A 14,018-nucleotide genomic window follows, 5' to 3' on the forward strand; every position below is an offset into this window, starting at 1 on the left:
CTGCGGCGGCCCGCCCCGCCCCCGGCCCGGCCGCGCCTCCCGCGAACAGCGGCGCATCCCGGCCGGTCGCGCGCCCGCGCGCCGAACGAACCGCGCCGAATGAACCGGGTTCCACATCCCGGCGCGACTTCGGGGTAGCAGAGCGGAGTCGGCCGCACACCGCGGCCGATGGATCCGAATGGCGATGAGTTACGTCCCTTCCATGTCGATCCGAGTCCGCGCTGTCGGAGGTGGGATGCAGTGGCAGGTTTCAGAGCACTCGCACGAGAGGTGCGCAATCCACGGAACACCATCGCCTTGCGGCGGACCTCCCTGCGCAAGTGTCTTGAGCGCTTCGCCCCGTACGGGCACCGGGCGACCTGGCACCACCTGTGCGACCTGGCGGGCATCGCCCCGGCCGACCGGGCCCCCGACCCGGCCGGGCTGCTCGTCGCGCTCGCCGAGCTGGAGGAGGCCCGCGCGGTCTGGCTGGCCTACGAGGCGTCCTTCGCCGACCGCCGCAAGCGCGAGAAGCACGACGGCATCCGGCAGCCCGCCGCCGTCGACGCCTGGCACCGCAACACCTGGGGCGGCTGCGACATCGTGCCCTGCGTGAGCCCCGGCGTCTACCCGGCCGCGCGCCTCTCCGACGTGCTGCGCCGGGTGATCACCGCGATGGAGTCCGAGCCCGGGGACGTCTGCCCCGTCTGCGCCCAGGACCGCCTGGAGTGGCGCCCCGACCTGGACCGCTGCCCCGCGCAGGGCCCCGTCTGCGCGGACTGCGGCATCGTGGTGCCCGCGCCCGTGCTCACCCCGGGGGCGCTGGCCGCGGCCCGCCGCCGGGTGCTGGAGGACCGTTACGCGGCGGTGTGAGGGAGGCCGCGGTGCGGGGAGGAGATGCCGAGGAGGCCGGGAAGGGGGTGTCCGCCGTCCGCCGGTGGTGCGAGGATGCAGCACGGACCCACCGGTGCGCGAGAAGAGGCGGACGGCATGGCGCAGTTGCACGACCTGACCGCGTTGGAACAGGGGGCGGCGGTGCGGGCGGGCGAGGTCTCGCCCGTCGAGCTGACCGAGCACTACCTGGAGCGCATCGGACGGCTGGACGCCACCGTCGGGGCGTTCGTCACCGTCACCCCCGAGACGGCGCGCAAGCAGGCGGCCGACGCCGAGAGCGCGGCCGCGGCGGCCCGGCGCGAGGGCCGCGCGCTGCCCCCGCTGCACGGCGTGCCCGTGCCGGTCAAGGACCTCACCCAGGTCGCCGGCGTGCGCTGGACGATGGGCTCGGCCGCGTACGCCGGCAACGTGGCGACGGCGGACGATCACGTCGTGACGCGGCTGCGCGCAGCCGGAACGATCCTGCTGGGCAAGACCAACACCCCCGAGTTCGGCCTGCCCGCGCACACCGAGAACGACCTCGTGCCGCCCGCGCGCACCCCCTGGGACCTTAGCCGCTCGGCCGGCGGATCGAGCGGCGGGGCGGCGGCCGCGGTCGCCGCCGGGCTCGCGCCCCTCGCGCACGCCAGCGACGGCGGCGGCTCCATCCGCATCCCGGCCTCGGCGTGCGGCCTGTTCGGCATCAAGCCCAGCCGCGGCCGGGTCAGCCCCGGCCCCGTCCTGCACGACGTGACGGGCCTGATGACGCACGGGCCCCTCGCCCGTACGGTCGCCGACGCCGCCGCGCTCCTCGACGTGCTCGCGGGGCCGATGCCCGGCGACCCGTACACCGCGCCCGCGCTGCCGCCCGGCGAGACCTTCGCCGGGCACGCGCGCCGCGCCCCGGGCCGCCTGCGCGTCGCCCACCTCACGGAGGCGCCCGTTCCCGGCGTGGAACTCGACCCCGAGTGCCGGCGCGCCGCGCAGGAGACGGCGGACCTGCTGCGCGAGCTCGGCCACGAGGTGGAGGAGCTGACGCTCCCGCAGGACAAGAGCCTGGCCCGCGCCTTCACCACCGTCTGGGACGTGGTGGCGGCGGTGCTGCCCGTGCCGCCGGAGGGCGAGAAGCTGCTGCTGCCCCTCACCCGCCACCTGCGCGAGCGCGGCGCGCGCGTCACCGGCACGGAGTTCGCCGGGGCCCTGCAGCGGATGCGCGGTATCGCCCAGCTCGTCGAGGACACTCTTCAGGCCCCCGGCACCGGCTACGACGTGCTGCTGTCGCCCACCCTCGCCCGGCTCCCGGTGCCCGTCGGCGCGCTGCGCAACGACGACGACCCGGAGCGGGAGTTCGCGGACATCGCCGCCTTCACGCCCTTCTGCCCGCTGTACAACGCGACCGGCCGGCCCGCCGTGAGCGTGCCGCTGCACTGGACCGCGGAAGGCCTGCCCGTAGGGATCATGCTCGGCGGCCGCTACGGCGACGAGGCCGGGCTCATCTCGCTCGCCGCCCAGCTGGAGGAGGCCCGCCCGTGGGCCGGGCGGAGGCCCGCCCTGTGGTGAGGCCCCGGGGGCCGGGGAGCGGCCCGCCTCAGCGCTCGACCAGCAGGCGCGAACCCGCTCCCCGCAGGCCGCTGCGGTCATCCGGGTTGGACAGCGCGCAGGTCTCCAGCGACAGGCAGCCGCAGCCGATGCAGTCGTCCAGGTGATCCCGCAGCCGCGTCAGCTGCTTGATGCGCTGCTCCAGCTCGCCCCGCCAGGCCTCGGACAGCCGGGCCCAGTCCTCCCGGTTCGGGGTGCGCTCGTCGGGCAGCTCCGAGAGCGCCTCGCGGATCGTGGCCAGCGGGATGCCGACCCGCTGCGCGGCCCGGATGAAGGCCACGCGGCGCAGGGCGTCACGGTCGTAGCGGCGCTGGTTGCCGGAGGTCCGGCGGCTGCTGATCAGGCCCTTGGTCTCGTAGAAGTGCAGCGCCGAGACCGCCGCGCCGCTGCGCGCGGACAGCTGGCCGACGGTCAGTTCCTGGAGCGTGTACGAAATCTGCGGCACGGCTAGACCTTACGTGACCGGCGGCTGCGGGCATTGAGACGACGGCCACACCGGCACGGGGGGCGCGCTCTGGCAGGGCCGGTGGGGGCGGCGCTAGCGTGGGCCTTTCCGCAGCTGCCCGAGTCATTCGAGCTGTACGAGTGGTACGAGATGTTCGAGTGGTACGAGCTGTTCCGAGCTGTTCGCAGCTCTTCCGATCCGGTTCCGCTTTTGGCGAGGAGAAGACCCGTGAGCGCGCACGACGGCATGTACATCGACGGAGCCTGGCGACCCGCCGCGGGCACCGGCACGATCGAGGTCGTGAACCCGGCCGACGAGCAGGTCATCGCCACCGTCCCGGCCGGGGACGCCCGGGACGTGGACGCGGCCGTCCGGGCGGCACGCGCGGCCCTGCCGGGCTGGGCCGCCACCCCGCCCGCGCGGCGCGGCGAACACCTCGCCGCCCTGCGCGACGCGCTCGCCGCACGGCAGGAGGAGATCGCCGCCACGGTCACGGCCGAGCTCGGTTCGCCGAAGGGCTTCGCCCAGCGGGTGCACACCGGGCTGCCGATCGCCGTCGCCGGTTCGTACGCCGAGCTCGCCGCGAGCCACCCCTTCGAGGAGCGGATCGGCAATTCGACCGTGCTCCACGAGCCCGTGGGCGTCGTCGCTGCGATCACGCCCTGGAACTACCCCCTCCACCAGGTCGTGTCCAAGGTCGCCCCGGCGCTGGCCGCCGGGTGCACGATCGTCCTCAAGCCCGCCGAGGACACTCCGCTGACCGCGCAGCTCTTCGCCGAGTGCGTGGACGCGGCCGGGATTCCCGCGGGCGTCTTCAACCTCGTGACCGGGCTCGGGCCGGTGGCCGGGCAGGCGCTCGCCGAGCACCCCGGCGTCGACCTCGTCTCCTTCACCGGCTCCACGGCCGTGGGCAAGCGGATCGGCGCGGTGGCCGGCGCGGCCGTCAAGCGGGTCGCCCTGGAGCTGGGCGGCAAGTCCGCCAACGTCATCCTGCCCGGCGCCGACCTCGCCAAGGCGATCGCCGCGAACGTCGCCGACGTGTGCCGCAACACCGGCCAGTCCTGCAACGCCCTCACCCGCACGCTCGTGCACGCCGACGCGTACGAGGAGGCCGTCTCCCTGGCCGCCGCCGCGGTCGCGGACTTCGTGCCCGGCGACCCCACGAAGGACGGGGTCCGCGTCGGCCCGCTCGTCAACGCCGAGCAGCACGCGCGCGTGCGCGGCTACATCGACAAGGGCGTGGAGGAGGGCGCGCGCCTCGTCGCCGGCGGCGCGACGCCCCCCGAGGGCCTCGACAAGGGCTACTTCGTCAGCCCGACCGTCTTCGCCGACGTCACGCCGGAGATGACCATCGCCCAGGAGGAGATCTTCGGGCCCGTGCTCTCCTTCATCAAGTACGAGGACGAGGACGAGGCCGTACGGATCGCCAACGGCACGGTCTACGGCCTGGCCGCCGCGGTCTGGGCCGCCGGTGCGGAGGAGGCCGCCGCCTTCGCGCGGCGCCTGGACGCCGGGCAGGTGGAGATCAACGGCGGCGGGTTCAACATCCTCGCGCCCTTCGGCGGCTACAAGGAGTCGGGCGTCGGACGCGAGCTGGGCGTCCACGGGCTGGGGGAGTACCTCCAGACCAAGTCGCTGCAGTTCTGACGCCCGGAGCCGCCGCCCCGCACCCCCCCCGCCCGCGCTCCCCTCACGCCCGCCGTCACCGCCCGTCGAGAGGAATGGCATGGTCCGCGCCGCCGTACTGCCCGCCGTGGGTGCTCCCCTGCAGATAGCCGAGATCGTCCTGCCCGCGCCCGGCCCCGGGCAGGTGCGCATCCGCCTCGCCGCCGCCGGCGTGTGCCACTCCGACCTCTCCCTGTCCAACGGGACGCTGCGCCAGCCCGTGCCCGCCGTCCTCGGGCACGAGGGCGCGGGCCGGGTCACCGCGGTCGGCGAGGGGGTGACCCACGTGGCGCCGGGCGACCTGGTCGTCCTCAACTGGGCGCCCTCCTGCGGCGGCTGCCACTTCTGCGGGATCGGCGAGCCCTGGCTGTGCGCGGGCTCCGCCGCGGCCGCCGCCGTCCCGTACGCGACCCTCGCGGCCGACGGCCGGTCGCTCTACCCGGGCCTCGGCACGGCCGTGTTCGCCGAGGAGACCGTCGTCCGGGCGGATGCGGCCATTCCGCTTCCTCTCGGGATCCCGCCGGTCGAAGCGGCCCTGCTGGGCTGCGCCGTGCTCACCGGCTACGGCGCCGTGCACCACTCCGCGAAGGTGCGCGCCGGCGAGTCCGTCGCGGTCTACGGCGTGGGCGGCGTCGGGCTCGCCACCCTGCAGTCCGCGCGGATCGCCGGCGCGGGCACGATCGTGGCCGTGGACGTCTCCCCGGCGAAGGAGGGGCTGGCCCGGGCCGCCGGCGCCACCCACTTCGTCGTCGCGGGCGCCGACACGGCCAAGACCGTCCGCAGGCTCACCGGAGGGTGGGGCGCGGACGTCGCCATCGAATGCGCGGGGCGGGCGGACGCGATCCGTACGGCCTGGTCGTCGACGCGCAAGGGCGGGCGGACGACGGTCGTCGGCATCGGCGGCATGGACCAGCAGGTGACGTTCTCCGCGCTGGAGCTCTTCCACTTCGGGCGCACGCTCTCGGGCTGCGTCTACGGCAACAGCGACCCGGCGAAGGACCTGCCGGTGATCGCCGGGCACGTGCGCGCGGGCCGCTTCGACCTCTCCGCGCTGGTGACGGCGCGGATCGGTCTCGACGGCATAGCGGGTGCGTTCGAGGCGATGCTCGCGGGGCGCGGCGGGCGGTCGCTGGTGGTGTTCTCCGGAGCGGGGGCGTAGGGGGCGGGCGTCGGGCCGGTCCGGGCGGGTCGGCCGGTCGTCCCGGCGGGTCGGCCCGTACGGGTCGGTCGGCTCGGTTGGTCGGCCCTGGGCGGTCGGTCCTGGCCGGGGTGTCAGCCTTCGGGGGAGTGCCACTGCGGAGACGGCAGGTGGATCAGCACGAGCACGAACCCCGCCAGCAGGAAGTTCCGCCCGGCGGCCTGCAGGCCGTTCCACTTCTGCGACTGCCACATGGCGAACCACTCGCCGCCGATCGCGATGAAGCCCGCGCCGAACAGCAGCAGGACCATCACCAGACCCAGCGTGCTCAGCCGCCGCGCCCGCCGGAAGCCCCCGCCGCGCGCCGTGAGGCCGCGCACCCACAGCACTGTCGCCGCCACGAGCACGACCGCCGCCAGTGACTCCCAGATGATGATCGCCACGTAGGCGATGTCCTGCAGCGTGCGGTCGGTGACGGCCCGCCACATCAGGTCGTCGTCCTGGAAGGTGGTGTCCATCGACAGGACGTGCCGGACGAACTCCCGGTTCGTGCCGAAGTCGGTGATGTTGCCGAAGGCGACGAGCGCGATGTAGAGCGCGGCGGTGGCGGTCAGGGCGGCCGCCGCGAACGGCAGCCCTCCCAGCCGCACGGCGTCTTTGCGTCCCTTCCACCCGGTGGCCATGATGACCTCCCTCCCTGCCCCGTACCGGATCTCTTCCCGCAGGGCAGGGCGGGTACGCGGCGCCTGCACGATGCTGTGCCCGCACCCGCGGCGGCGGGCGCGCGCGTCGCGCTCGTACGGCCGGGGCGTACGGCCGGGTCGTACTAGTACCGTCGCAGCTCGCGCCGCGCCAGCGACCGCTGGTGCACCTCGTCCGGCCCGTCGGCCAGGCGCAGGGTCCGTGCCGCGGCCCACAGCTCCGCCAGCGGGAAGTCCTGGCTCACACCCGCCGCCCCGTGCAGCTGGACGGCCTTGTCGAGGATGTCCACGACCGTCCGCGGAGTGGCGATCTTGATGGCCTGGATCTCGGTGTGCGCGCCCCGGTTGCCCACGGTGTCCATCAGCCACGCCGTCTTCAGCACCAGCAGCCTCAGCTGCTCCACCGCCACCCGCGAGTCGGCGATCCACTGCTGGACCACGCCCTGCCCGGCCAGCGGCTTGCCGAAGGCCGTGCGGTCCAGGGCGCGCCGGCACATGAGCTCGATCGCCCGCTCGGCCATCCCGATCAGCCGCATGCAGTGGTGGATGCGGCCGGGGCCGAGGCGCGCCTGGGCGATCGCGAAGCCGCCGCCCTCCTCGCCGACGAGGTTCGCCACCGGCACCCGTACGCGGTCGAGGACGATCTCCGCGTGGCCGCCGTGGTAGTGGTCCTCGTAGCCGTAGACCCTCATCGCACGCCGGACCTCCAGGCCGGGCGTGTCGCGCGGGACGAGCACCATGGACTGCTGGCGCCGCGGGTCGGCCCCGTCCGGGTCGGTCTTCCCCATCACGACGAAGATCTCGCAAGCGGGGTTCATGGCACCGGAGATGTACCACTTGCGGCCGGTGATGACGTAGGCGTCGCCGTCGCGCTCGATGCGGGTCCCGATGTTCGTCGCGTCGGAGGAGGCGGCGTCGGGCTCCGTCATCGCGAACGCCGACCGGATCCGGCCGTCGAGCAGCGGCTCGAGCCAGCGCTTGCGCTGCTCCTTCGTGCCGAACTGGGCGAGCAGTTCCATGTTCCCGGTGTCGGGGGCGGCGCAGTTGAGGGCGGTGGGGGCCAGCTGCGGGCTGCGGCCGGTGATCTCGGCGAGCGGGGCGTACTGCAGGTTGGTCAGCCCGGCGCCGTACTCGCGGTCCGGCAGGAAGAGGTTCCACAGCCCCCGGCGCCGCGCTTCCGCCTGGAGCTCGGCGACGACCGGGGGCGCGGTCCACGGGTCGGCCAGGGCGGCCCGCTGCTCCTCGGCGACGGCCTCCGCCGGGTGGACGTGCTCGTCCATGAAGGCGAGCAGCCGGCCGCGCAGTTCCTCGGTGCGGGCGTCGAAGGCGAAGTCCATGGCGTCAGCCCTTCCGCAGGGTGGTGAGTCCGTTGTCGATGAAGCGCGGGACGAGCTGCCCGATGCGGTCGAAGCCCGCGCCGACGGTCTGCCCGAGGGTGTAGCGGTAGTGGATGCCTTCCAGGATCACGGCGAGCTTGAAGTACGCGAAGGCCGTGTACCAGGGCAGTGCGGAGACGTCGCGCCCGGACGCGGCGGCGTAGCGCTCGACGAGCTCGGCGGGCTCCGGGTGCCCGGGGGCTTCGCGCGTCGTGCTGATGGGGGAGCCGGGGACGGGCTCCTGCTCGCTGTACATCACCAGCAGGCCGAGGTCGGTGAGCGGGTCGCCGAGCGTGGACATCTCCCAGTCGAGGACGGCGGCGACCGTGTCGTCCGCGCCGATGAGGACGTTGTCGAGCCGGTAGTCGCCGTGCACGACCGTGGCGGCGGGGGAGGCGGGCAGCGCCGCGGCCAGGCCGGAGTGCAGGGCGTCGATGCCGGGCAGCTCGCGGTTGCGCGACGCCTCCAGCTGCTTGCCCCAGCGCCGCAGCTGCCGCTCCAGGAAGCCGTCCGGCCGCCCGAAACCGGCCAGGCCGACGGCGACCGGGTCCACGGCGTGCAGGCCGACCAGCGTGTCGGCCAGCCCGAGCACCACGTTGCGCGTGCGCTCGGGCCCGATCGCGGCGAGCTGCCGGGCCGTCCGGTACGGCGTGCCGTCCACGAACTCCATCACGTAGAACGGCGCCCCGAGCACGCTCTCGTCCTCGCACAGCAGCACCGCCCCGGGCACGGGCACCGGCGTCCGGTGCAGCGCGCTGATCACCCGGTGCTCGCGCCGCATGTCGTGCGCGGTGGCCAGCACGTGCCCGAGCGGCGGACGGCGCACCACCCACCGGCCCACGCCGTCGGTCACGGCGTACGTGAGGTTGGACCGTCCCCCCTCGATCAGCTCGGCCGCCAGCGGCCCCCGCACGAGCCCGGGCCGCTCCCGCTCCAGATGCTCCCGCAGCCGCTCCGGATCGAGTCCGGGAGGATTACCGTTGCTCATCGCACGCTCCTCGTCAGGGCAGTAGCCCACCAAGTCCGCGGGCCATCATGCCGACCGGTCGGTATGCCGTCCAGAGGGCACCGCCGCCTCGTTCCCGTGCGCGCTGCGTCCCTACGCGTGACAGGTCATCAGGCGGCCGCCGTTCATCGTCATCATGTCGGCGACGACGGCCGCCAGGTCGAGCGGTTCCCCCAGCGGGCGTCCCTCCAGTTCGGCGTAGGCGCGGTGCAGGTTGGCGACCAGGCGTTCGCTCTCGCGGAGGCCGGCGAACTCGCCGAGGTCGGCGGCGCGGGCGGCCTCCAGAGGGGTGCGGCCGGCGGCGTGTTCGGTGCGGGCCAGGTCCTGGAGCCAGCGGAAGTAGCGTTCGAGGACGTCGTACGCGCCGGGGTCGGTGACGGGGCCGTGGCCGGGTACGACGGTCTCGGCGTCCAGTTCGCGCAGGACCTCCAGGGAGCGCAGCGAGCCCGCGAGGGAGCCCATCAGGAGGAAGGGCGTGCCGCCGTTGAAGACGAGGTCGCCGGTGAAGACGACGCGCTGCTCCGGCAGCCAGGCGATGGTGTCGCCGGTGGTGTGCGCCGGGCCCGGGTGGATCAGCCGGACCTCGGTGTCGCCCACGTGCAGGGAGAGCGTGTCGGTGTAGGTGACCTCGGCGGGCGTGATCCGCACGTCGCCGTACTCGACCCCGGGCCAGATGCCGTGCAGTTGCAGACCCGCGGCGAGGGTCTGGCGGCGGCACTCCTCGTGGCCCACGACGGTCGCCTCGGGGAAGACGCAGTTGCCGTAGGTGTGGTCGCCGTGGTGGTGGGTGTTGACGATCGTGGTGGGCAGGGGCGCGCCGGCGTCCGTCACGGCGTCGCGCAGCAGCTGCGCCCGGCGGACGGTGGCCGTGGTGTCGATCAGCGCCGTCCGGCCGCCGCCGGTCACGATCCCCGCGTTGTTCAGGCACCAGCCGCCGTCGGGCTGGACGAAGGCCGTGACCCCGGGGGCGAGGCGGACGGTGTAGGGCTCGGCCGGCTCCGTACCGACGGACGCGACCGGGCTCGTGCTGCACATGGAAGACCTCCCCTTGCCTCCGCGCGGGCCGCGCGGAACGGACTGCCCGTCAGAATACGGGCGCGGGGGCCGGTGGCGGGCAGGGCGTCAGCCGCGGTGCTCCATGCCCGGGCGCAGCCGCTCCAGCAGGCCGTACAGCGTGGTGCGCTCCTGCTCGTCGAGGGTGTCGAGCGCGCTGTGGGTGGCCTGCATCTCGGCGCGGACGCGGCGGATGGTCTCGTGGCCCTCGTCGGTGGCGACGACGTTCTTCACGCGGCGGTCGGCGGGGTCGGGCTCGCGGCGCACCAGGCCGCGGGCCTCCAGGCGGTCCACGATGCCCGTGACGTTGGAGGCGTCGCACACCAGCAGCGTGGCGAGCTTGCGCATGGGCACGGGGCCCTTGAGCTGGGCGAGGAGCTTGGCCTGGACGGACGTGAGGCCGTGCCGGGCAGCGGCGGCGGCGAAGTCCTGCCACTGGGCGGTGCCGAGCGCCGCGACGAGCTCCAGGAGCTGGGCCTTGGTCGGGGCCGGGGATGCGGTGGCGGTCATGGCTCGAGTGTACTCAAGAGGTTGAGGTAATAAAACATTAACTTGACTACCTGAAGTATCCCGGCCTACGGTGGGCCGAGTTGCTTGACGATCTCAAGCATCAACGTCGTGAAGTAACCAGAAGGATCCGATTCCCCTTGAGCTCGTCACAGGCTTCTCCGCGCAACGAGACAGTCATCGTCTTCGCCCTGAGCCTCGCCGCCATGGTCGTGTCGATGATGCAGACCCTGGTCGTCCCGATCCTCGGCCTGATCCAGAACGACCTGGAGACCACCCCCGCCAACGTCAGCTGGGTCACCACCGCGACCCTGCTCTCCGCCGCCGTCTTCACCCCGCTCCTCGGCCGCTTCGGCGACCAGCACGGCAAGAAGAAGACCCTGGTCGGCGTGCTGGTCGTGATGGTCGCCGGCTCCGTGCTCGCCGCCGTCACGCACTCCCTGCTCTGGCTGATCGTCGGCCGCGTGCTCCAGGGCGCCGCCACCGCGATCTTCCCGCTCGCGCTCTCCGTGCTGCGCGAGGAGATCCGCCCCGCGAAGCTGCCCGGCGCCATGGCCATGGTCAGCGGCACGCTCGCCTTCGGCAGCGGCCTCGCCCTCGTCGCCACCGGCCTGCTCACCTCCGGCGACGACCCCGACTACCGCAGCGCGTTCTGGCTGGCCACCGGCCTCGCCGCGCTCGCGCTCCTCGCCGTCGTCCTCCTCGTCCCCGCCACCCGCGAGACCACCGGCGGCCGCACCGACGTCCTCGGCGCGCTCAGCCTGGCCGCCACCCTCGTCCTGCTCCTGCTGCCCATCACCCAGGGCCACGAGTGGGGCTGGTCCTCCGGCCGCACCCTCGGCTGCTTCGCCGGCGCCGTCGTGATGGCCGCCGTCTGGACGCTGGTCGAGCGCACGGTGCGCGAGCCGCTGGTCGACATGAAGATGTTCGCCCACCGCCCGGTGCTCTTCGCCAACATCGCGGGCCTCCTCGTCGGCTTCGGCTCCTTCGCCCTCTTCATCGGCGTGTCCTACCTCGTCCAGATGCCGGAGAAGATCGCCGGCTACGGGTTCTCCGCCGGCGTCCTGCGCGCCTCCGTCGAGTACCTGCTGCCCAGCACCATCGTGTCGCTGCTCGCCGCCCCCGTCGGCGGCCAGCTCGTCCGCCACAAGGGCCCCCGCCTCGTCCTGCTGCTCGCCTCCCTCATCGGCACCGCCGGCTTCGTGTGGATCGCGCTCGACCACGAGCACACGGTCTCCGTCGTCGCCGCCGGCATGTTCGTCGGCGCCGCCATCAGCTTCGGCTACGCGGCCATGCCCGCCGTGATCGTCGCCAGCGTCCCGCCCCGGCAGACCGGCATCGCCAACGGCATCAACTCCATCTCCCGCTCCACGGGCAGCGCCATCGGCAGCGCCATGATCACCACGGTGCTCGCCTCCAAGAGCCTTGAGCACCTGCCGCCGGGCGCGCCGAAGCTGCCCGCCGAGAGCCAGTTCACACTCACGTTCGTGATCGCCGGCGCGGCGTTCCTGCTGGTCGCCTTCGTCGCCGGGCTCGGCCTGCGGAAGATCCACGCCCGGCGCGCCGAAGTGGCGGCCCACGCCGCCGCGGCGGACGCTGAGACCGCACCCGCCGGCGCCTGACGCGCCCCACCCGTCCTCGCGAGGAGCACCACCCATGAAGGCCATCAGCTACCGGACCTACGGAGGGCCCGAGGTCCTCGAATACGGCGAGCGGCCGAACCCCAAGGTCGGCCCCGACTCCGTCCTGGTCAAGGTCCGGGCCGCCGCGGTCAACCCCGTCGACTGGAAGGCCCGCGCCGGCTACCTCGACCCCGCCCTCGACGCGGTCTTCCCCGTCATCCCCGGCTGGGACGTCTCGGGCGTCGTGGTCCGGTCCGGCGCCGACGCCACCGAGTTCGCCGAGGGCGACGAGGTCATCGGCTACGTCCGCGAGGACTTCCTCTCCCGCGGCACGTTCGCCGAATACGTCGCGGCCCCCGTACGGACGCTCGCGCACAAGCCGAAGACCCTCACCTTCGAGCAGGCCGCGGGCCTGCCGCTGGCCGGGCTCACCGCGTACCAGGCCCTGGTCAAGGCGCTCCGGCTGTGGGAGGGCGAGACCGTGCTGATCCACGCCGCGTCCGGCGGCGTCGGCACCATGGCCGTCCAGATTGCCCGCCACTTCGGCGCGCGCGTCATCGGCACGGCCAGCGAGCGCAACCACGACTACCTGCGCTCCCTCGGCGCGGAGCCCGTCCCGTACGGGGAGGGGCTCGCCGAACGGGTGCGGGCGCTCGCCCCGGAGGGCGCCGACTGCGTGCTCGACCTCGTCGGCGGGGAGGCGCTGCGGGTCTCGCCCGGGCTGCTCCGCCACGGCGGCCGGCTCGCCTCCGTCGCCGACCCGGCCGTCACCGGCCTCGGCGGGCGCTACGTCTTCGTCCGCCCGGACCGGTCCGACCTCACGGCCCTCGCCGACCTGGCCGACAACGGCAAGCTCACGGTCGAGGTGGCGAAGGTCTTCCCCCTGGAACGCACGGCGGACGCGCACCGCCTCAGCGAGGAGGGCCACACGCGCGGCAAGATCGTAGTAACGGTGGACTGACCAGAGCGGGGGGCCACGTTTCTACTTCTGCCGAGCGCACTTTCCCTCCCGCCGCGGCGGTGATCGACCACGACGGTGGTGTCCGGCGGTGCCGTGCCGGGCCGCGGCTGGGTTCGGCACCGCCGGTCCGGTCGCGTGGTGGTTGCTCGCCGCGGCGGCGGAGCGAATGTGCCGGCCGGCGGCCGATGCCTGTGGTCGGTGGTGCGGGTTCCGCACTCTTTCTCCGCCGCGGTGGTGATCGACCACGACGGTGGTGTCCGGCGGTGCCGTCCCGGGCGGGGGCTGGTTTCGGCACCGCCGGTCCGGTCGCGTAGTGGTTGCTCGCCGCGGCGGCGGGGTGAATGTGCCGGCGGTGCGGGCTCCGCACTCTTTCTCCGCCGCGGCGGTGATCGACCACGACGGTGGTGTCCGGCGGTGCCGTCCCGGGCCGCGGCTGGTTCCGGCACCGCCGGTCCGGTCGCGTGGTGGTTGCTCGCCGCGGCGGCGGGGCGAATGTGCCGGCCCCGTCAGGGGCCCCTCCGCCCGGTAGGGCACCCCGTCCCCTCAGCGGGAGCGGAGCCGGCGGTACGCCTCTCGGCCGTCCGGGACCCAGTCCCAGTCGCCGAGCCGTTCCTCCAGTTCCTCCTCGGAGAGGAACCCGTGCCAGGCGACCTCCGACACCTGCGGGCTGACCGCCAGGTCACACCGCACCTCGTACACCGCCGACCACCACGATCCCCCCGGCCCCTCGTAGAGGAACCGGAACAGCGGCGTCGGCGCGGGCAGCCCCGAGACGCCCAGCTCCTCCTCCGCCTCCCGCAGCGCGGCCTCGTCGTACGACTCGCCCGCCCCGACGACCCCGCCCACGAACATGTCGTGGCACGAGGGGAAGACCAGCTTCCCGGGGGTGCGCCGGTGGACGAAGATCTTCCCCTCGCCGTCCCGGGCGAGAACGAAGACGCAGCGGTGCCGCAGCCCGCGGGCGTACGCCTCCCCGCGCGGGGCCTGCCCCACCACCCGGTCCTGCTCGTCGACGATGTCCAGCACTTCGTCCTCGGGCCGCGGCGCCCTCCGCGGTGTCTGATCGCTCATGCGCCCATCCAAGCAGCGCGGG

13 protein-coding genes are annotated in these 14,018 nt (G+C 74.0%); 6 read left to right on the top strand and 7 right to left on the bottom strand.

Annotated features, from left to right (window positions below; genetic code table 11):
• The first annotated feature begins 240 nt into the window (after window positions 1–240).
• Window positions 241–852 carry a hypothetical protein gene (locus tag ACSNOH_RS02555; RefSeq protein ID WP_436719497.1) on the top strand — a complete coding sequence of 204 codons (612 nt, stop codon included), beginning with the start codon at window positions 241–243 and terminating at the stop codon, window positions 850–852.
• Window positions 853–969: 117 nt separating this feature from the next.
• On the top strand, window positions 970–2,412 hold the full coding sequence (locus ACSNOH_RS02560) for an amidase (protein ID WP_436719579.1): 1,443 nt from the start codon (window positions 970–972) through the stop codon (window positions 2,410–2,412).
• A 28-nt stretch (window positions 2,413–2,440) separates the two neighbouring features.
• Here ACSNOH_RS02560 and soxR read toward each other — a convergent pair whose 3' ends face one another.
• Complete coding sequence (gene soxR / locus ACSNOH_RS02565) at window positions 2,441–2,896, bottom strand: redox-sensitive transcriptional activator SoxR (protein WP_436719498.1); 456 nt, start codon at window positions 2,894–2,896, stop codon at window positions 2,441–2,443.
• Window positions 2,897–3,124: 228 nt separating this feature from the next.
• Between soxR and ACSNOH_RS02570 the strand changes: the two genes are divergently transcribed.
• Together ACSNOH_RS02570 and ACSNOH_RS02575 are read left to right on the top strand one after the other, a co-directional pair.
• The gene (locus ACSNOH_RS02570) at window positions 3,125–4,543 is read left to right on the top strand and encodes an aldehyde dehydrogenase family protein (protein ID WP_436719499.1); all 1,419 of its coding nucleotides are present in this window, start codon (window positions 3,125–3,127) and stop codon (window positions 4,541–4,543) included.
• A gap of 79 nt (window positions 4,544–4,622) precedes the next feature.
• Window positions 4,623–5,720 carry a zinc-binding dehydrogenase gene (locus ACSNOH_RS02575; protein WP_436719500.1) on the top strand — a complete coding sequence of 366 codons (1,098 nt, stop codon included), beginning with the start codon at window positions 4,623–4,625 and terminating at the stop codon, window positions 5,718–5,720.
• A gap of 113 nt (window positions 5,721–5,833) precedes the next feature.
• On the opposite strand, the gene ACSNOH_RS02580 is transcribed toward ACSNOH_RS02575, so the two are convergent.
• The 5 genes from ACSNOH_RS02580 to ACSNOH_RS02600 all read right to left on the bottom strand — a co-directional run bounded on the left by ACSNOH_RS02580 (window position 5,834) and on the right by ACSNOH_RS02600 (window position 10,345).
• Window positions 5,834–6,382 carry a DUF2165 domain-containing protein gene (locus tag ACSNOH_RS02580; RefSeq protein WP_436719501.1) on the bottom strand — a complete coding sequence of 183 codons (549 nt, stop codon included), beginning with the start codon at window positions 6,380–6,382 and terminating at the stop codon, window positions 5,834–5,836.
• Between the two features lie 143 nt (window positions 6,383–6,525).
• Window positions 6,526–7,737 carry an acyl-CoA dehydrogenase family protein gene (locus tag ACSNOH_RS02585; RefSeq protein ID WP_436719502.1) on the bottom strand — a complete coding sequence of 404 codons (1,212 nt, stop codon included), beginning with the start codon at window positions 7,735–7,737 and terminating at the stop codon, window positions 6,526–6,528.
• 4 nt (window positions 7,738–7,741) lie between these two features.
• A complete protein-coding gene (locus ACSNOH_RS02590; protein WP_436719503.1) occupies window positions 7,742–8,764 on the bottom strand; it encodes a phosphotransferase family protein in 1,023 nt (340 codons plus the stop codon).
• A gap of 111 nt (window positions 8,765–8,875) precedes the next feature.
• Window positions 8,876–9,817, bottom strand: a complete 942-nt coding sequence (locus ACSNOH_RS02595; protein ID WP_436719504.1) for an MBL fold metallo-hydrolase — start codon at window positions 9,815–9,817, stop codon at window positions 8,876–8,878.
• An 87-nt stretch (window positions 9,818–9,904) separates the two neighbouring features.
• Entirely contained in the window at window positions 9,905–10,345 is a 441-nt protein-coding gene (locus ACSNOH_RS02600; RefSeq protein ID WP_436719505.1) for a MarR family winged helix-turn-helix transcriptional regulator, read from the bottom strand.
• A 137-nt stretch (window positions 10,346–10,482) separates the two neighbouring features.
• On the opposite strand from ACSNOH_RS02600, the gene ACSNOH_RS02605 reads away from it, so the two are divergent.
• Together ACSNOH_RS02605 and ACSNOH_RS02610 are read left to right on the top strand one after the other, a co-directional pair.
• Entirely contained in the window at window positions 10,483–11,964 is a 1,482-nt protein-coding gene (locus ACSNOH_RS02605; protein WP_436719506.1) for an MFS transporter, read from the top strand.
• 34 nt (window positions 11,965–11,998) lie between these two features.
• Window positions 11,999–12,925, top strand: coding sequence for an NADP-dependent oxidoreductase (locus ACSNOH_RS02610; RefSeq protein ID WP_436719507.1), 927 nt, complete (start codon window positions 11,999–12,001; stop codon window positions 12,923–12,925).
• A gap of 543 nt (window positions 12,926–13,468) precedes the next feature.
• Here the strand turns inward: ACSNOH_RS02610 and ACSNOH_RS02615 are convergent.
• Complete coding sequence (locus ACSNOH_RS02615) at window positions 13,469–13,996, bottom strand: NUDIX domain-containing protein (protein ID WP_436719508.1); 528 nt, start codon at window positions 13,994–13,996, stop codon at window positions 13,469–13,471.
• Between the last annotated feature and the right edge of the window lie 22 nt (window positions 13,997–14,018).

Source organism: Streptomyces sp. URMC 127 (assembly GCF_051386535.1).
GTDB lineage: Bacteria > Actinomycetota > Actinomycetes > Streptomycetales > Streptomycetaceae > Streptomyces.